Below are 17,730 nucleotides of genomic sequence, written 5' to 3'. Positions count from 1 at the left end.
AATGAGTGCGCGGGAGGGAGAAACCAGGGAAGGCGTCGGCGTGTCGAGGCCAGCCTCTCCCCCATTCCTTCTTCTTCAGTCGTTGTCTCGCCTCACGGTCGCGACGCCGGTCGCCGCGGCACCGCAACTCAGCGCTGTCCGCTCCCGTCTGTACGCAGCGGCTCCAGCGCGCGGAAGCGGCGCCCGTACTCGTCGGTGAGGCGGCGCGCATCCTGGGCATCGCTCAGGACGGTCGGCGTGATCAGCACGATGATCTCCTGCCGCGAGCTGCGCTGGCTCTGGCTGCCGAACAGGCCGCCGAGCACCGGGATCCGGCTCAGACCGGGCACGCCGGCGCTGCCTTTGGCGGCGTCGTCGCGGATCAGGCCGGCGATCAGGATGGTTTCCCCGCTCTGCACGGCCACCTCGGTGACCAGCGAGCGGTCATCGACGCTGACGTTCTCGCGCACGGTCGGGCCGGTGGCGCTGGGCGAGCTCACCGACTGGTCGATCTGCATGAACACCATGCCGTTGCGGCTCACCCGCGGCGTCACCTTCAGGTTCACGCCGGTGTCCAGGTACTGGATGTTGGCGAAGGTGCCGCCGCCGGTGCCAGGATCGCCGCTGATCGGGTTGAAGCTGGTGCTGGCGACCGGGATCTTGGTGCCGGAGCTGAGCTGCGCCTCGACGTTGTTGCGCACCACCACCGACGGCGCCGACAGCACCCGCACGTCGGTCACCGAGTCGAGCACGTCCAGGATCGCCAGCGAGTTGGGGCGCAGGATCTGCCAGTTGAAGCCGCCGTCGGCGATGCTGCCGGCGAAAGCCTTGGTGCCGGTGCTGTTCCGTGCCTCGGCGCGGATGCCGGCCGGGTCGCGCACCGGCGCGCCGGCGATGGAGTTGCCGAAGAACCAGCTCACGCCGTAGGCCAGTTCGCCGGTGAGGTTGACCTCGACGATCTGCGCCTCGATGTGCACCTGCAGCGGCATCACGTCGAGCCGCTCGATGGTGCGGCGGATCGATTCCCACTGCGAGGGCGTGGCGCGCACCACGATCGAGTTGTTCTCCTCGATGGCGGTGATCGAGACGTCGGCGGTGTCGCCCAGGGCGATGCCTTCGCCGCCGGCGCGCGCCGGCGCCGCGGGGGCGGCCGGGCGCTGCGCCTCGCCGATGGTGGTCAGTTCGCGCGGGGTCAGCCCCGGTGCCAGCTGGCTGCGGTCGGTGCGGCGGGCCGCGCCACCGGCGCTGCCACCGAACACGCTGGACAGCTGCTGGGCCAGGTCCACCGCCTTGGAATGCATCACGTCGTAGACGTACAGCCGCGTGCCCTGCCCGCCCTGGTCGATGCGCTCCAGCCACTCCTCGATGTCGCGCAGGTACTTGGGCTGCGGGGTGATCACCAGCACCGCGTTGATGCCCTCCAGCGGCATGAAGCGGAACATGCCGGCCAGCGGCGTGCCACCGTCGGTACCGAACAGCGTCTCCAGCTGCCGCACCACCTTCTCGGCCTCGGCCGACTGCAGCGGAAAGATGCCGACCGACATGCCGGCCAGCCAGTCGACGTCGAACACCTCGACGGTGCGCAGGTAGTTCTCCAGCTCGGCACGGGTGCCGGCCAGCACGATCAGGTTGCGCGCGGTGTCGACGCTGACCACGGCGCGCTCGCGGGCATAGGGCTTGAGCAGTTTCTCCATCTCCACCGCGGAAATGAAGCGCAGCGGCACCGCGCGCAGCTCGTAGCCGCGCGCGGCGCTGGCCGGCCCGACCCGCGGCGCCAGCTGGCCGGCGATGGCGCGGTCGTCGGCGACGATGTTGTAACGGCCGTCGGCCCAGACCATGCGCGCGTTGTTCCAGCCCAGCACCATCTCCAGCAGGCCCAGCGCCTGGGTCGGGCTGACCGGCCGCGGCGTGGCCAGCGTCACCGTGCCCTGCACGCCCGGGGCGATGACGTAGTTGTGCTGCAGCAGGTCGCCGAGGATGGCCTTGACCACGGCGTGCAGCGACTCGCCCTCGAAGTTGAAGGTGGCCTCGCCGGCCGCGGAGACGGCCGGAGGCGGGGCGGCCGCCGCGGCACGGTCGATCAGCTCGCCGGTGCCGGGCCGGAGCGTGGCCGCGCCGGCGGCCGTGCCGGGGGTGGCGGCGTCGATCGGGCCGTCATCGGCCGGCGTGGCGCCCTGGATCACCACCGGGGCGCGCTGGATCTGCGGGTGCGGCACGCTGGCGCAGCCGGCCAGCGCAGTGAGGGCGGCCAGCGGGGCGGCGAGCGCAATGCGGCGTCGAAGGGTCATGGTCGCGTCACTCTTCCTGTCGCTGTTGTCGGCGGGCCGCCTGCTCGCGCAGCTGCGCGCGGCGGGCCTCGATGCGTTGACGGATCGCTTCCGCCTGCTGTTCCGGGGTCTGCTCGGCCGCGGCCGTTTCTGGCTGGCCGCCGTTGCCGCGCGCACCGGCGACGATCGCGCCGGTCGGCGCACGCGGCGCGGCCTGCGACTGCGCCGGCGGGCTGACCTGGGTCGGCGCCTCGCCGCCGCTGCCGTCGAACACGCGCAGCTCGGCGTTCATCCGGCCGGTCGGACCTTCGAGCACCGCGAAGCGCGGCTGCAGCTCGGTCAGGCGCCAACCGGGGTGGCCTTCCAGCGATTCACCGAGCTTGGCGCGCAGGGTGCGGCCGCTGTCGTTGTCGCGCAGCAGCGCCAGGGACAGGTCGCCGGTGAGCACGACACTGGTCAGGGTGACGTTGAGCGGCGCGTCGCCGCCCTCGCTGTCGGCGATCACCACCGCCGCCGGCCGGCGATCGGGCGAGAACAGCGGCCGGGCGGCCGCCTCGGCGTAGTCGGACAGCCCGCCCAGACGCTGCGCGCTGGCGGCCAGCGACAGCTCCGGCAGCGGCGGCGCCAGCGAAGGATCGTCATCGTGCAAGGTGTAGCGTCCGCCCAGCCCGGTCGCCACCGCGAGCGCGACGACGAAGGACCAGCCGGCCAGTACGGCCAGCAGCAGGGTGCGCGGCGGAAGGCGGTCGATCATCGCTGCCCTCCCGTCTGGCGCGCGTGCAGGTAACCGTACAGGTCGAAGCTGATGTCGAGTGCGCTGGTCGCCGCGCCGCCCTGCGCGAGCAGGCTGCGACGCGACAGCACGGCGAGGTTGTCGATGAACAGCTCCGGCCGGCCGCTTTCCAGCGCGTGCAGCACGGCGACGAACTCCTCCATGCCGCAGCGCAGCCGCACCTGCACCACCACGCGCGGGTAGCGCTCCTGCGTGCGCGCCGCACTGGGGGTGCGGCCGGTGAGCTGGCAACGCTCGCGGGTCGGGCTGACCTGCTGGACCACGGTTTCCAGCCGCTGCACCAGCCCGGCGGTGGCCAGCTCGACGGTGGCCTCGGGCAGGAACCCGGGGTTGCCGGCCTCGAAGGCCTGCACCTCGGCCAGCTTCTGCTGGATCAGCGGCGCCTGGGCGGCGTGCATGCGCAGCCGCAGTTCCTGGTCGCGCAGCTCGGCCAGCTCGGCGCGCAGAGCCAGTTGCGGTGCCGTCCACCACCAGTGCAGGCCGACGAAGTACAGCAGCGCCAGGACCAGGGCCAGCAGGCCCAGCGCGGCCCAGCGTGAACGCTCAGCGGGCAGGCGCAGCGCCATCGGCGACCTCCGCTGCAGCGACCACCTCGGCGGTCAGGGTGAAGCGGTCGCGCCCGGTACGCGGATCGGCCTGCACGCTGCCGGCCAGCGCGGCCGAGGCCAGCCAGGGCGAGCCCTGCAGCCGGCCGACCGTGGCCGAGGCCTCGTTGCTGTAGCCGGTCAGGACCAGCCGGTTCTCCTGCACGTTCAGACGCTCCAGCCAGGTACCATCCGGCAGGCGGCGGCTGAGGTCGTCGAGGATCTCGATCATCGCCGGCCGCTGCGCGCGGGTACGGGCGAGGAAGTTGGCGCCCTCGGCGGCGTCGACCAGCCGCTCGCGCAGCGCCGACACGCGGCGCGCCTCGACGCGGCGCGCCTCGACCTCGGCCTGCAGCGCGGCGACGGCATCGCGACGGTTCTCCAGCGACTGCCAGAGAGCGTAGCCGAGCGCGAGGGCGGTGAAAGCGACCAGCGCCAGGTCGATCCATCGCACCGGATCGCGCCGCCGCAACCGACGCTCCGGGGGCAGCAGGTTCACGCCCAGCGGCACGCCATCGGCATCGGCCGCGTCGACGCCTTCCAGCCGCGCGGCCAGCGGGCCCAACCGCGCCAGCACGGCATCGAAGGCCGCCTTGGGCGCCACCACCAGCTCGACCTGCAACTGGCCCTGTCCGGCCGCGTCCGGCCGCAGCCGCCAGTCGTACACCGCCTGGTCGGCACGGAACGGCGTCTGCCGCTCGATCTCGTGCGCGAGCACATCGCGCAGACGCTGGCCGGCGGCCAGCGGCAGCACCAGCGGGCGGCGCAGCACCTGCCGGGCCGGCAGCAGCAGCCAGAACGCGCGCTCGGCGCGGGCCTCGCCGAGCAGGCCGGGCAGCGTGGCGGCCTCACCCAGCGGCACGCTGGCCAGGGTCTGCCACCCCCCGTCGTGCCAGGCCGCCACCTGCAGCTCGTCGTCCTGCGGCGACAGCCACAGCCGCGGCTCCTCGCTGCGCAGCCAGTGCTGCCACGAGGCCGGCACGCAGGCCAGCAGCTCGCGCCCCCACCAGCGCAGGAAACCCGACAGCGGGCTGCGCGCGTAGCGGGAGCGAAGGCGTTCGAACGGCAGTGCGAGCGTGTCGGCGAGCGGCATCAGTTCCCTTCGCGCCAGTGCAGCAGTGCGTACGGCGGGCCATGCGGAGCGGCGCTGCCGACACGCACCACGGCATGCGTCGATGCCCGGCTGCCATCGGCGAGCGTCGCCAGGCTGGCGATACTATACGTGCCGCTCCCCGGCGACACCATGTAAGGCTGCCCGTCCGGCGTCGACGGCGGCGGCTCGCCGCTGTCCGGCGACCAGGCCTGGCGCGTCTGTAGCCAGGCTTCGATCAGTTCGTTCGGGTAACCGTAGGCGGCGAGCACCGGCCCCTCGGCCAGCGCCGGATCGGGCGGCCGGCCGGTGAACACGGTCAGGTAAGGGGCGGCGCGTTCGAAGGTGTCGTAGTCCATGCCCAGTACCTGCTGCAGTTCGCCCAGCGTATCGAAGGCGCGGTTCTTCGGCCCGTAGGGCAGACCGGCGGCCGCATATTCCGGACCTTCGGCGCCGTGCAGGTGGACGAAATCGTCCATGTCGCGCCAGTCGACGATCGCGCCGGCCAGGCGCAGCGCACGCTCGCTGTCCTCCCCTATCGCCTCGAAGAAACGCGCCAGGCTCAGGTCATCGGCCACGTTGATGTCGAGCTTGCCCGACTCGTCCTGTACCCGCAGCAGCAGCTCGGCGCCCTCGAAGACGGTGAGGTACTCGCGGCCATCGGGTATCCAGCGTCGCCGCGGGTCCGGGTCCATCATCCGCGCCACCGCCAGCTCCATCCCCGCCAGCGCGGCGTAGCGCGCCTCGATGCCGAAGCGCAGATGCCGCGCCTGCATCTGCTCGCTGCGCGCGGTGACCGCGAAGGTGGCGACCAGTGCGGTGAGCAGGGCGAGCAGCCACAGGACCAGGACCAGGGCGATGCCGTCGTGGGGAGGCGGGGATCGGAGTGATCGCCCGGGCACGCCACGGGCACGGCCGTCAATCCGCGCGCCGCCCACGCCAACGCGCTGGCTCCCGCTTCCCGATCCCCGCTCTGCGTGAAAAATCACCGCTGTCCTCCCCGCCGCGGTGGCGGCGCGACCACGGCCGGCGCGGCGACCCGGCCGAAGCCCAGGGGCAGCGGCGTCTCCAACGTCGCCCAACGCATCCGCTCATCCGTGAAACGCAGCTCGATGCGCACCAGCAGCGGCAACTGACCGGCGTCTTCCCACGTGTCGGTCCAGTCGGCCAGCTCGCCGCGCTCGTCGAGCGTGCGGTAGGCGAAGCGCGCCTCGGCGATGCCGTCCAGCAGCACCACCGGCGGCCGCGGCTCGTCCGGTTCGATCAGTTCGTCGCCGACCAGCAGCACATGCTCGAACTCGAGCCGCTGGCCGTCCGCGCCGGGCGCCAGGCGCAGCGACTGCAGGTGCGGACCACCGCGTGAGAGGTAGCCGGGCATCGGTGCGACGAAACGCAGCCCGTCGCGCCCGCCCTCGAAGACGATGCCCTGCCCGGTCCGCTCGTCACGCGCGAACGCCAGCGGCAGCACGTTGCCGAACTGCCGGCGCAGGAACTGCTGCACGATCCGCACCCGCTCGGTGCGCTCGATCATCGCCTCGGCGCTGCTCACCGTGGCGCCGGCGGTGCGCAAGGCGGCGAAGGCGATCGCCAGCCCGGTGGCCAGGATGGCGGTCGCCAGCAGCAGCTCGATCAGGGTGAAGCCGCGGGAGCGGGCCATGGCGGTCACTCCATCGCCACCTGGCGCAGCCTGAGGGTGCGGAACACCGCACGCTCGCGCGGGCCTTCCGCCCCCCAGCGCATGGCCAGCTCGACCTTGTAGAGCTTCAGCACCTGCACGCCGCGCGCGGGCTCGCCGGCCGGCGCGACGCCCTGCTCCTCGTCGCCGTACTCGTGCTCGTATTCCTCGACGGCCAGGGTCCAGCGGAAACGGCCATCCCCGCTCTCCCCCTCCAGGCTGCCGGGCTCGATCGGCGCGCCCACGCCCACGGTGTCGAGCAGCGTCTGTGCGTGTTGCGCCGCCTCGCTGGCCTCAGCCGACCAACGCGCCTGGCCGACGCCGCCGCCGAGGATGCCCAGCAGCAGGCCCAGCCCCATCGCCAGCAGGGCGAAGGCGGCGACCACCTCGATCAGGGTATAGCCGCGCGCCCGCCTCATGGCGCCTCCCCGCGCCGCACGCGCACCTCGCCGGTGAGCCAGGCGACATCGATGCGCCACTCGGCGCCGTCGCGGCGCAGCCGCACCACGCCGCCGCTGGACGAGCCGTCGGGGAAGAAGCGGATCCGCGCCACGTCGTCCTCGATCTGCTCCTCGGCGGCGCCGAGCACGCGCAACTCGAGCGCGTGCGGCAGGGTGCCGCCCCTGCCGTCCGGGGCGGTCCAGCGGCGCTCGGTCACGTCGATCTCGAAGAACTGCGGCTCGCCGCGGACGATGGCCAGGCCGCGGGTGTGCCTGATCTGCGCCGCCATCTCGCGCGCCGTGCCGCGCAGCTGCAGGCCGGCCATGCCGCCGCCGAGCGTGGCGGCCAGGCCGGCGGCCAGTGCCGCGACCAGCGCCACCACCACCAGCACCTCGATCAGCGAGACGCCGCGCGCGGCACGGGCGGCCATGGCGGCGCTCCCTTACTCGTAGCGGATGTCCTGGTTCACGCTGTCGCCGCCGGGCTTGCCGTCGGCACCATAGCTGACCAGGGTGAAGCGGGCCGCCCCCTGCCCGCCGGTCGGGCTGTATTCGAACGGGTTGCCCCAGGGGTCCTTGAGCTCTTCAGCCCTGGCGTAGGGCCCGAGCCAGCCGGTCTCGCCGGGGTTGCTCACCAGCTCGTCGAGCTGGCGCGGCAGGCGGCCGACATCGAGCTCGAAGTTCTCGACCTTGCGCGCCAGCGTCTCGACCTGCGACTTGGCGAGGTTGAACTTGGCCCGGTCCGAGCCGCCGAGCACGCGACTGCCGACGAAGGTGAGCACCGCGCCGATCAACACGATCACGATGATGATCTCGATCAGGCTCATGCCGCGCGCGCGGGCGGCGGCCGGGGAGGCGGTGAAACGGGAAACGGTGGAACGCATGGGCATCAACCTATCGTCGTGGTCAGATCGTAGAGCGGCGTGAGGATGGCGAGGATGACCAGGCCCACGACCACGCTCATCAGCACGGTCAGGGCGGGCACCAGCGCGGACAGCATGCGCTCGATGGCGTGCGCCGTCTCCTGGTCGAAGGCATCGGCGACCTTGATCAGCATCGTGTCCAGCTCGCCGGACTCCTCGCCGACCTGGATCATCTGCAGCGCCAGCCGCGGAAACTCCGGATGCGCCGCGAGCGCATGCGCCAGCCCCCCGCCGGTCTTGACCGCCTCGCTGGCGGATTCGACCGCCTCGGCCAGCACCCGGTTCCCGAGCACGTTGCGGGCGATCGCCAGCGCCGACAGCAGCGGCACGCCGTTGCGCACCAGCGTGCCCAGCGTGCGCGCCAGCCGCGCGGTTTCCAGTCGCGCGATCAGCGGGCCGAACAGCCGCCGCCGCAACAGCCAGCCATCCAGGGCGTGCCGGAATGCCGGGTCGCGGCGCTTGCGGTCGAACCAGACCACCAACGCCGCCAGCGCGACCAGCATCAGCAGCCAGTAATCACGCACCGCCGCGCCGAAGGCCAGCACGATGCGCGTGAGCAGCGGCAGTTCGGCGTCCAGGCCCTGGTACATCAGCTCGAACTGCGGCACCACGTAGCCGAGCAGGAACATCAGCGCCAGGCCGATCATCGCCACCAGGATGGCGGGGTAGATCAGCGCATTGATCACCCGTCCGCGCAGGCTCTGGCTGCGTTCGAGGTAGTCGGCCAGCCGCGCCAGCGTCTCGTGCAGGCTGCCGCCGGCCTCGCCGGCGCGCACCATGTTCACGTACAGCCGCGAGAACACGCCGTGCTGCTGCTCCAGCGCCGTCGACAGCGGCGCGCCGCCGCGCACCGCCTCGCGCACCCGCGCCAGCACCCGTCGCGCCGGCGCCGACTCGGGCAGGTCCATCAGGATGCCGAGCGCACGGTCCAGCGGCTGGCCGGCGCCGAGCAGGGTCGCCAGCTGCTGGGTGAACTGCAGCACCTGCCTGGCATCCAGATCCTGGCGCCGGAACAGCGAGGCCAGCGACCCCGTCTCGGCCACCTCATCGGCCCGCCGCGCCTCCACCGGCAGATGCCCGGCATCCTGCAGACGGGCGATCACCTCCTCGGCGCTGTCCGCCTCCATCTGGCCTTCCAGCGCATCACCGGCAGTGCTCAGGGCTTTGTAGCGGAACAGGGGCACGAACCACCGATGAGGCAGCGGATGTCCGCGCGATTGTATTTCAGCATGAGGGCAGCTGCACTCGACGGGGGCAGCAGCCGCTCAGAGGGCACGGTACCGCCGTGCAGAATGCATCTGTCTATGCCAAGCACACCGAATGAATGGCGCCGCGCGTGCTGTGTTGTCAGCCCCACGCTCCGAGTCGCCGACCGGCACCTCGTCTCAGCGCCCACCACCCAGCCGGATGCCCTGCTCCGCCAGCCGCGCATCCAGCGCCGCGAGGTATTTCTGCATCAGCTCGAACTGCCAGCCCGACAGCTCGCGCTGCTGGATGTAGGTGCGGACATCCATCCCCAGACCGCAGTTGCCCAGATACAGGCACTGGCTCAGTTCGTGGTACTGATTCGGCCCGCAGGCGGCGCCCAGCTCGCAGGCACGCCAGCGTGCCGCCATCCATTTGATGCGCTCGACCTCGCTTCGCTGCAGGGAAAGCTCTGGAGGAAAAATCTCCCGATCCAGTTGCCTTGCGACCTCTCCTCTGCCCTCAGCGAAGGCTTGCAGAGCTCGCTCGATCAGCCACGGCTCATGGGACGCTGACAGCACCGCCAGCACATCGGCTTCACTCTCCTCCTCGAACGTATGATGCGCTCTGGCCAGCAAATCACCCTGTTCGGCTCTTTCCCGCAGCGCAGACGAGAACTTGGGTATACGACCCTCAGACAGCTCACCTTGCGGATACGGCACATCGCAGTAGGATGCGAGCAGTTCGACAGCCGTCTCGCGTGCTGCGCGCTCGGCAGTCCCCACTGCCGCTTGTTCTACAGCGTGCCGCGCATGGTATCGATCCCCACGGATCGGCCAGAACGGCCCACAGCGCCCTGCGAGCGCAATTACCGCGGCCATGGCTTGCGTGTCGCCACCCTGCGCACGGAGCAACAACAAATCGAAATCCAGTTGACTGGTGTGCCAGACCCGATCAAGTCTGTCCATGGTAGAGCTGTCCACCGCCTCCCATATCCTGCCATCCCGACTGGACCCAAGCTCTGCCCGCTCAGCCGCAGAAGTTGGCATGGCCCCAGTTACCGAGTCTGACCGGGCCAGCAAGTCCGTGTCGATCGCGCCACTCGCTTTCGGCGGGGCAGGGCTCCCTTCCGTCCGCCACAACACATAGAACACCGTTACTGCCACGACCATCAACGCCGCAAACCCCGCCAGCCAGCCAGAGCGTTTCATGATCTTTTCACCCACAGTTCGGCGCCTCTATCTCGTCCATCCCGTGACTGCTCCGAAATTCCGAATCCGACCGCTGGTACCTCCCAATCGAGCCATTGCTGAACAGGATCAGGAACTCGCGGTGGATGTTGTTGAGGTCTTCCCTCGCAGCCCGTGCCCCGTATCGGACCAACATGATCGCCCTGTACGCCAACCACATCTGCGACTCCCGCGTGATTACATCACCACTGCAAACCATTTCGACGCTGGCGGCACCCGGGTCCTCCGGCTCCAGCGACGCCTCCCCCGGCAGCGGTTCGCTGGTCGAGGGCGTGAAATAGGCATTGCAGCCGGAGCCTTCGCACAGCGTGGTCCAGCCACTGACACGATACCCGACCACCGTCACCGTGGGCAGCGTGGTGGGGAGTGCGTCCTGCGAGCACAGCGCGAGCACAACGAAAAAAAGCGTACGACGCAGCATGACATCTCCTTATGCCAAGCACCCGGATCGGGTGCGCCGCGCACGCTACCCCCCCCCCCCGCATTGTCAAGACTGCGCTCCGAGTCGCCGACCGGCACCTCGTCTCAGCGCCCACCACCCAGCCGGATGCCTTGCTCCGCCAGCCGCGCATCCAGCGCCGCGAGGTATTTCTGCATCAGCTCGAACTGCCGGCCCGACAGCTCGCGCTGACGGATATTGGTGCGAACATCCATATCCAATGAGCAGTTGCCGTGTTGCAGACAACTGAGCAACTCGTACGCCTGATTCGGACCACAAGGCGCCCCCAACTCGCATGCGCGCCATCGTGCTGCCGCGAGTTTGATGCGATTGACCTCATCCCGGGGCATGTTCTGCGCAAACACTCCGCTTTCAGCCTGCTGACCGACAGGTCCGTCGCGCTGCATTACCAGCCTGCCCAAAGCACGCTCTACAACCCAAGGGTCGTCCGAGGCTGCCAGCACATCCAACAGTTGTGCTTCGTCCTCCCCCATGAAATACCCATCCGCTCTTGCGACCAAGTCACCTCGATCCGCCGCCTCGCGCAGCATCTTCAGGATTTCGTCTTTCGGTCCATCGGGCGAGAACCAACGATACGCGGTTCCACAATAGGCAATCATCAGCCGGGCGGCCCTCTCCCGCGCTACCCGCTCCGGGCTGCCGACCGGAGACTTTTCGACCAGCCGGGCTGCATAGTCCCGTCGAGTCGGATCGAATTCCGCGCACCGAAATCCCAGCTCGGCGAATGCCGCCATCGCCTTGGTGTCGCCCGCCCAAGCCCGCGTCAGAAGCTCTTCATCAAGCCCCTCAAGGCTGGCCACTCGATCCAACCAGGCAACGGATGACACCATAACCATGCCCTGCTGACGCAATTGCTCCGCAGACGCAGACTCCGAAAGCGAACTGATCGAGCCGCCTGGTGCTTGCACTGCATCGCTATACAAGGGATGTCGTAGCTGCGCATCCACCCACCCGCGGGCGTCATCGACGCGAGATATCCACGCATACAGAGCGGCGCTCGCGATCGCGAGCGCCGCAACAACCAGCCATACGCCAGGCTTTTTAATCTTCACCATGGCCTATCAGCCGCAATTCGGCGCCTGAATTTCAATCAGTCCGCCAGTTGCGGACGTATATTGTGCAGTGGTGCGCAAGTAACTACCAACCGAGCCATTGCTGAAATTCATTATGATCGGAATCAAGTTGGACTGGATTTCGGCATCATTATTTCTCAGATCGTACGCATTCGAGTAGTATGCACTCATCATCCGTTTGTACGCATCCCAAGCAGCATTCTCCCGCGTGGACTTGTCCGGGCTGCATACCTGTTCGATGCCGATACGGTCATCCTCCGGCGGCAGCGACGCCTCTCCCGGCAGTGGCTCGCTGGTCGAGGGCCTGATATAGGCATTGCAGCCGGAGCCTTCGCACAGCGTGGTCCAGCCACTGACACGATACCCGACCACCGTCACCGTGGGCAGCGTGGTGGGGAGTGCGTCCTGCGAGCACAGCGCGAGCACAACGAAAAAAAGCGTACGACGCAGCATGACATCTCCTTATGCCAAGCACCCGGATCGGGTGCGCCGCGCACGCCCCCCCGCGCAGATTGTCAAGGCGCGCCCTTCCTGGAAGCTCTGGAAAGCCCGGGGCTGGAGCGAGCTTGCGAGCCCGGCACGAGATGCACCGCGCCTGCATAGGCGGATCGTCGGGGTTCGTCAGCTCACAGGGGCTACGCCCGGAGCGGACGCGCTTTCTCCTCCGCACCTCCCCGCTTTCGCCGGGATGCTGGTACGCATCCGGTACCAACCTTATGCCGGGGCTGAGGTCACGCTTCCTGCGTCACCCGCAGCACTTCCTCGATGGTGGTGACGCCGGCCAGCGCCTTGCGCAGGCCGTCCTCGTACATGGTCTGCATACCTTCGGCGCGGGCCTGGGCCTCGATCTCGCCCATGCCGGCGTGCTGCATCACCAACCGCCGCAGTGGGTCGCTCATCACCAGGAATTCCATGATCGTGGTGCGGCCGAGGTAGCCGGTCGGGGTCAGTTCCGAGGGGCGGGGGCGGTACAGGTAGATCGGGCCTTCGGGCTGGAAGCGGCGCAGGCCGAATTCCTCGATCACCTCGGGCAGCGCCTCGTACTTCTCGGCGTGGGTCGGCTCCAGCCGGCGCACCAGCCGCTGGGCGAGGATGCCGTTGACCGTGGAGGTGAGCAGGTAATCCTCCACGCCCATGTCGAGCAGGCGGGTGATGCCGCCGGCGGCGTTGTTGGTGTGCAGCGTGGACAGCACCAGGTGACCGGTCAGCGCCGACTGGATGGCGATGCGCGCGGTCTCCAGGTCGCGCATCTCGCCGATCATGATGATGTCCGGGTCCTGGCGCACGATCGAACGCAGCGCGTTGGCGAAGTCCAGGCCGATCTGCGGCTTGGCCTGGATCTGGTTGATGCCTTCGAGCTGGTACTCGACCGGATCCTCGACGGTGATGATCTTGACGTCGGGCGTGTTGAGCTTCTGCAGGGCGGTGTAAAGCGTGGTCGTCTTGCCCGAGCCGGTCGGGCCGGTCACCAGCAGGATGCCGTGCGGCTGTTCGAGCACCTTGATGAATTTCGGCAGGAACTCGTCGGTGAAGCCGAGCGATTCGAAGTCGAAGACGATCGCCTCGCGGTCGAGCAGACGCATCACCACCGACTCGCCGTGCGCGGTCGGCACGGTGCTCACGCGCAGGTCCAGCTCCTTGCCCTGCACGCGGATCATGATCCGTCCGTCCTGCGGCAGCCGGCGCTCGGCGATGTTGAGCCTGGCCATGATCTTGATGCGCGAGATCACCGCAGCGGTGAGGTTGGCGGGCGGGCTCTCGGCCTCCTCCAGCACGCCGTCGATGCGGTAGCGCACCTTGAGCCGGTTCTCGAACGGCTCGATGTGGATGTCGCTGGCGCGCGCTTCGACCGCACGCTGGATGATGAGATTCACCAGCCGGATCACCGGCGCCTCGGAGGCGAGGTCGCGCAGGTGCTCGACGTCGTCCTCGTCGCGCGCGCCCTCATCGCCCACGCTCTCGACGATCGCCCCCATCGCCGAGCGGCCGGCGCCGTAATAGCGCTCGATCAGATCGGCGATCTCCGAGCGCAGGCCGACCTTCATCCGCACCTCCCGGCCGGTCGCCAGCGCCAGCGCCTCGGCCGGGTAGCCGTCCTGCGGATCGGCCACCAGCAGGTCGACGTGCGCCTCGCCCTCGCCCACCGGACAGACCGCGTGCTGCTTGAGGAAGCGCACCGACACCTGCACCCCGGCCGGCGCCGACTCCGGGCAGTCGCGGGCGGCGAGCAGGGGCAGCCCGAGCACTTCGCTCGCCGCCTCGGCCATGTCGCGCTCGGACACCAGGCCGAGCCGCACCAGCAGCGCCGCCAGCGAGCCGCCGGATTCCTCGCGTAGCTTGCGCGCGCGGCCGAGGTCGGCCTCCTTGAGCCGGCCACGCGCCAGCAGCGCCGCGACGATGCGATCGTCGCTGTCCGGAATGAGGGTATCGCTTGCAACCGCATTCATGCCGTTGTTCCTGGCCGCGGGTTTCCTGCCCGGACTTTAGCAGTTCACGCGAAAGCCGGGATGATGCGGACGGAAACGGCCGCCAACGTCCATGCCTCGCCCCGCTACCGCTCGCGCACCCGCCACAGCCGCCCGTCGGAACCCGTCGTGCCGGAGCGTGCCTGCCGGCGTGGGCCGCGCTATAGGAAAGCCTCGCGAACAGGGGGCTGTCCGTGAACCTCTCCATCGACACCGCTCGCCTGCCTGGCGAGCGGCGCATCAACGTCGAAAGGCGCCGCGACCAGCGCCGCCTGCTCGACAGCGCGCGCACCTTCGGCGCCGCACTCGACACGCTCTGCCATCCGCTGCTGATCGTCGCGCCCGGCCACCCGCCCACGGTCTGGTTCGCCAACGCCGCGGCGCGCCGCCGGTTGCTGCCCGGCATGCCGCTGGTGCTGGATGCCGACCGGCTGCGGATCGCCGCGACGCCGGCCGGCGCCCAGCTCGGCCGCGCCCTGCGGCTGGCCCAGCTGCAGGGTCCGGGCTACCCGCAGACGGTCGAAGTCCGGGTCGACGACACGGCCGGCAGCCTGGTCGTGCACGTCGATGCAATCGAGCCCTGCGCCACGCTCGACATGCCCGCCGAGCGGATGCTGCTGGTCGAGGTCCGCGAGCGCGGCCCCTCCGCCGATGCGCTGAACCTGCTCTGCGAGCGCTTCGGGCTCACGCCGAAGGAAGCCGAGACCGCACTCGGCCTGTACGCCGCCGGCTCGGTCGAGGCGCTGGCCCGCCATGCCGGCAAGTCGATCCATACGGTCCGCAGCCAGCTCAAGGCGGCGATGCTCAAGACCGGCACCCGCACCCAGGCCGGCCTGGTCGCACTGGTCGGCCGCCGACTCGAAGGCTGACCACCGGTCGGACCGTTCGGCCGGCTTACCCCATTTGGGTGATGAACCCGCAGTCTCCCCCCGCATAGCGTGATCGCGACCATCCCTGTGCGGGATGGCGGAACAGGGGGACATCGTCATGAAACGCTCGATCGCGACGGCGCACCGTCGCTGGCCAGCATGGCTGCTACTGCTGGCCGCGTCCGCATTCTCGACTCCGGCCTTCGCCCAGGCCGGCACCTGCAACGGCAATCCGACCGCACGCATCAATCCCGCCACCCAGACCGTGCCGGAGCGGACCCACGGTCAGCCGACACTGGTCACCCTCAACGGCTCCGGCTCCACGCCGAGCGCCAATCTCGGCTTTTCCTGGGTGCAGACCGCCGGCACGCCCGTGACCCTGAACAACCCGAACACGGCCACACCGACCTTCAGCGCACCCGATGTCGGCCCGGGCGGCGAAACGCTGACCTTCCGGCTGACCGTCAACTGCGGCACCCGCACGGACACCGCGACCACCCACATCAACATCACCGATGTCGTGCTCAACCTGCCGCCGACGGCGGTGGCCGTCGCCGTCCCCGACAGCGTGGACGAGGGTGAGGTGGTGATCCTGGACGGCTCCGGATCGAGCGACCCCGACGGCGATCCGCTGACCTATGCCTGGACGCAGATTCTCGGCACGCCGGTCGTCATCCAGAACGCCAACAGCGCGATCGCCGGCTTCACCGCGCCCGACGTGGGCATGGCCGGCGAAACGCTGCAGTTCCGCCTGACCGTTTCCGACGGCACCCTGACCGGTATCGACGACGTCGAAGTCAACGTGGTCTGGGTCAACGCGCCGCCCGTGGCGATCGCGGTCTGCCCGGACAGCGTCGCTGAAGGCCAGCAAGCCACACTCGACGGCAGCCTCTCATACGATCTCGACGACGGCATCGCCAGCTACGCCTGGAACCAGCTCAACGGTCCGCCGCTGGTGGTGAACATCAGCGACGATCCCGCGCAGTTCGTCTTCGTCGCCCCGCAGCTCGGCTACCAGCAGCTCGGCTTGCTGCCGTTCGAGCTGACCGTCACCGACTTCCAGGGCGCCTTCACCACCGACGAGTGTGAAGTGCAGATCCTCGACATCACCCCGCCGGCGATTGCGGTCCCCGCCGACATCACCGCCGAAGCCACCTCCGCGGCCGGCGCCAGCGTCGGCTTCAGCGTCACCGCGCAGGACGCGGTGGACGACGCCGAACCGTACGAGATCGGCGCCAGCGGCTGCGCGCCGCCGTCGGGCAGCGTGTTCCCGCTCGGCGAAACCACGGTGGCCTGCGGCGCCGAGGACTCGGCCGGCAACCAGGCCAGCGCCAGCTTCAAGGTGACCGTGGTCGACACCACCCCGCCGGCGATCGACGTGCCCGACCCGATCACGGCCGAGGCCACCTCGGCGTCCGGTGCCGAAGTCAGCTTCGCCGTCAGTGCCACCGACCTGGTCAGCGGCAATGTGCCGGTGGACTGCCTGCCGCCCTCCGGCAGCACCTTCCCGCTCGGCACCACCACCGTGGAATGCAGCGCCAGCGACGCCGCCGGCAACGGCGCCGACGCCAGCTTCGACGTGACCGTGGTCGACACCACCCCGCCGGTCATCGACCCGATGGACGACATCCTCGGTGTAGAAGCCACCGGCCCGGCCGGTGCGGTCGTCCACTACACCGCCCCGGCGACCTCCGACATCGTCGACGGCGCCGGCGTCGCGACCTGCCTGCCGGCCTCCGGCAGCACCTTCGCGCTCGGCAGCACCGTGGTGACCTGCACCGCGTCCGACGCCGCCGGCAACGCCGCCAGCCCGGTGAGCTTCAACGTGCAGGTGGTCGACACCACCCCGCCAGTCATCGACCCGATGGCCGACATCCTCGGCGTCGAGGCCACCGGCCCGGATGGTGCGGTCGTCCACTACACCGCCCCGGCGACCTCCGACATCGTCGACGGCGCCGGCGTCGCGACCTGCCTGCCGGCCTCCGGCAGCACCTTCGCGCTCGGCAGCACCGTGGTGACCTGCACCGCGTCCGACGCCGCCGGCAACGCCGCCAGCCCGGTGAGCTTCAACGTGCAGGTGGTCGACACCACCCCGCCGGTCATCGACCCGGTGGCCGACATCGCCGTCGTCTCCGAATCCGGCTCTCAGGCCGTGGTCGAGTACGCGACGCCGAACGCCATCGACCTCGTCGACGGCCCGGTACCGGTTTCCTGCAGCCCGTCGTCCGGCAGCAGCTTCGGCATGGGTGACACCACGGTGACCTGCCAGGCCGAGGACAGCCGCGGCAACCAGGCCAGCCGCAGCTTCACGGTCACGGTGTCCTACCACTTCGCCGGGTTCTTCAAGCCGGTCGAGAACGGCAAGACCAACGCCGTCAAGGCCGGCAGCGCGATCCCGCTCAAGTTCAGCCTCGGCGGCAACCAGGGGCTGGACATCTTCGCGCCCGGCCATCCGCGTTCGACGGTCATGGCCTGCACTGGCAGCACCGGCGAGGAAGTCGCCGAGACGGTCACCGCCGGCAACAGCAGCCTCAATTACGACGCCACACTCGATCAGTACGTCTATGTGTGGAAGAGCGAACGCAGCTGGAGGGGTTGCCGGCTGCTGACGGTCAAGCTCAAGGACGGCAGCGTGCACACAGCGATGTTCGAATTCCGCTGAACGCCCCCGGCACCT

Annotated in this window: 17 protein-coding genes; 2 read left to right on the top strand and 15 right to left on the bottom strand. The window is 69.7% G+C overall.

From position 1 onward, the window contains the following. Nucleotides 1-128: 128 nt before the first annotated feature. From gspD to gspE, 15 genes are all read right to left on the bottom strand, one after another. A complete protein-coding gene (gene gspD, locus HNQ58_RS01950) occupies nt 129-2,267 on the bottom strand; it encodes a type II secretion system secretin GspD (RefSeq protein WP_183947095.1) in 2,139 nt (712 codons plus the stop codon). Nucleotides 2,268-2,274: 7 nt separating this feature from the next. Next, nucleotides 2,275-3,000, bottom strand: coding sequence for a general secretion pathway protein GspN (locus tag HNQ58_RS01945; protein ID WP_183947094.1), 726 nt, complete (start codon nt 2,998-3,000; stop codon nt 2,275-2,277). After that, nucleotides 2,997-3,605 carry a type II secretion system protein GspM gene (gspM, locus tag HNQ58_RS01940; RefSeq protein WP_246416812.1) on the bottom strand — a complete coding sequence of 203 codons (609 nt, stop codon included), beginning with the start codon at nt 3,603-3,605 and terminating at the stop codon, nt 2,997-2,999. The genes HNQ58_RS01945 and gspM overlap by 4 nt, the downstream gene beginning before the upstream one ends. Further along, a complete protein-coding gene (locus tag HNQ58_RS01935; protein WP_183947093.1) occupies nt 3,583-4,716 on the bottom strand; it encodes a PilN domain-containing protein in 1,134 nt (377 codons plus the stop codon). Before HNQ58_RS01935 ends, gspM begins: the two co-directional genes overlap by 23 nt. Beyond that, entirely contained in the window at nt 4,716-5,615 is a 900-nt protein-coding gene (locus HNQ58_RS01930) for a type II secretion system protein GspK (protein ID WP_183947092.1), read from the bottom strand. Before HNQ58_RS01930 ends, HNQ58_RS01935 begins: the two co-directional genes overlap by 1 nt. Before the next feature lie 83 nt (nt 5,616-5,698). Then, entirely contained in the window at nt 5,699-6,370 is a 672-nt protein-coding gene (locus HNQ58_RS01925; protein ID WP_183947091.1) for a prepilin-type N-terminal cleavage/methylation domain-containing protein, read from the bottom strand. A gap of 5 nt (nt 6,371-6,375) precedes the next feature. Then, nucleotides 6,376-6,807 carry a prepilin-type N-terminal cleavage/methylation domain-containing protein gene (locus HNQ58_RS01920; RefSeq protein WP_183947090.1) on the bottom strand — a complete coding sequence of 144 codons (432 nt, stop codon included), beginning with the start codon at nt 6,805-6,807 and terminating at the stop codon, nt 6,376-6,378. After that, a complete protein-coding gene (xpsH, locus tag HNQ58_RS01915; protein ID WP_183947089.1) occupies nt 6,804-7,259 on the bottom strand; it encodes a type II secretion system protein XpsH in 456 nt (151 codons plus the stop codon). Before xpsH ends, HNQ58_RS01920 begins: the two co-directional genes overlap by 4 nt. Before the next feature lie 12 nt (nt 7,260-7,271). Continuing rightward, nucleotides 7,272-7,712 (bottom strand): type II secretion system protein GspG, encoded by a 441-nt coding sequence (locus HNQ58_RS01910; RefSeq protein WP_246416826.1) that lies wholly within the window; start codon nt 7,710-7,712, stop codon nt 7,272-7,274. Nucleotides 7,713-7,717: 5 nt separating this feature from the next. Further along, nucleotides 7,718-8,935, bottom strand: coding sequence for a type II secretion system protein XpsF (gene xpsF, locus HNQ58_RS01905; RefSeq protein WP_183947088.1), 1,218 nt, complete (start codon nt 8,933-8,935; stop codon nt 7,718-7,720). A 201-nt stretch (nt 8,936-9,136) separates the two neighbouring features. After that, on the bottom strand, nt 9,137-9,904 hold the full coding sequence (locus HNQ58_RS01900; protein WP_183947087.1) for a hypothetical protein: 768 nt from the start codon (nt 9,902-9,904) through the stop codon (nt 9,137-9,139). A 250-nt stretch (nt 9,905-10,154) separates the two neighbouring features. Then, nucleotides 10,155-10,607, bottom strand: a complete 453-nt coding sequence (locus tag HNQ58_RS01895) for a hypothetical protein (protein ID WP_183947086.1) — start codon at nt 10,605-10,607, stop codon at nt 10,155-10,157. 104 nt (nt 10,608-10,711) lie between these two features. Continuing rightward, entirely contained in the window at nt 10,712-11,701 is a 990-nt protein-coding gene (locus HNQ58_RS01890; protein WP_183947085.1) for a hypothetical protein, read from the bottom strand. A 6-nt stretch (nt 11,702-11,707) separates the two neighbouring features. Beyond that, the gene (locus HNQ58_RS01885) at nt 11,708-12,172 is read right to left on the bottom strand and encodes a hypothetical protein (protein WP_183947084.1); all 465 of its coding nucleotides are present in this window, start codon (nt 12,170-12,172) and stop codon (nt 11,708-11,710) included. A gap of 278 nt (nt 12,173-12,450) precedes the next feature. Further along, nucleotides 12,451-14,166 carry a type II secretion system ATPase GspE gene (gene gspE, locus HNQ58_RS01880; protein ID WP_183947083.1) on the bottom strand — a complete coding sequence of 572 codons (1,716 nt, stop codon included), beginning with the start codon at nt 14,164-14,166 and terminating at the stop codon, nt 12,451-12,453. Between the two features lie 212 nt (nt 14,167-14,378). Between gspE and HNQ58_RS01875 the strand changes: the two genes are divergently transcribed. Together HNQ58_RS01875 and HNQ58_RS01870 are read left to right on the top strand one after the other, a co-directional pair. Then, a complete protein-coding gene (locus HNQ58_RS01875) occupies nt 14,379-15,053 on the top strand; it encodes a helix-turn-helix transcriptional regulator (protein ID WP_183947082.1) in 675 nt (224 codons plus the stop codon). Nucleotides 15,054-15,171: 118 nt separating this feature from the next. Further along, the gene (locus tag HNQ58_RS01870; RefSeq protein WP_183947081.1) at nt 15,172-17,715 is read left to right on the top strand and encodes an HYR domain-containing protein; all 2,544 of its coding nucleotides are present in this window, start codon (nt 15,172-15,174) and stop codon (nt 17,713-17,715) included. Nucleotides 17,716-17,730: the final 15 nt, after the last annotated feature.

It is taken from the genome of Rehaibacterium terrae (assembly GCF_014202935.1).
GTDB classification, from domain to species: Bacteria; Pseudomonadota; Gammaproteobacteria; order Xanthomonadales; family Xanthomonadaceae; genus Rehaibacterium; species Rehaibacterium terrae.
The sequence above is the reverse complement of the archived record's forward strand: the minus strand, read 5'-3'. Positions and strand labels throughout refer to the sequence as shown.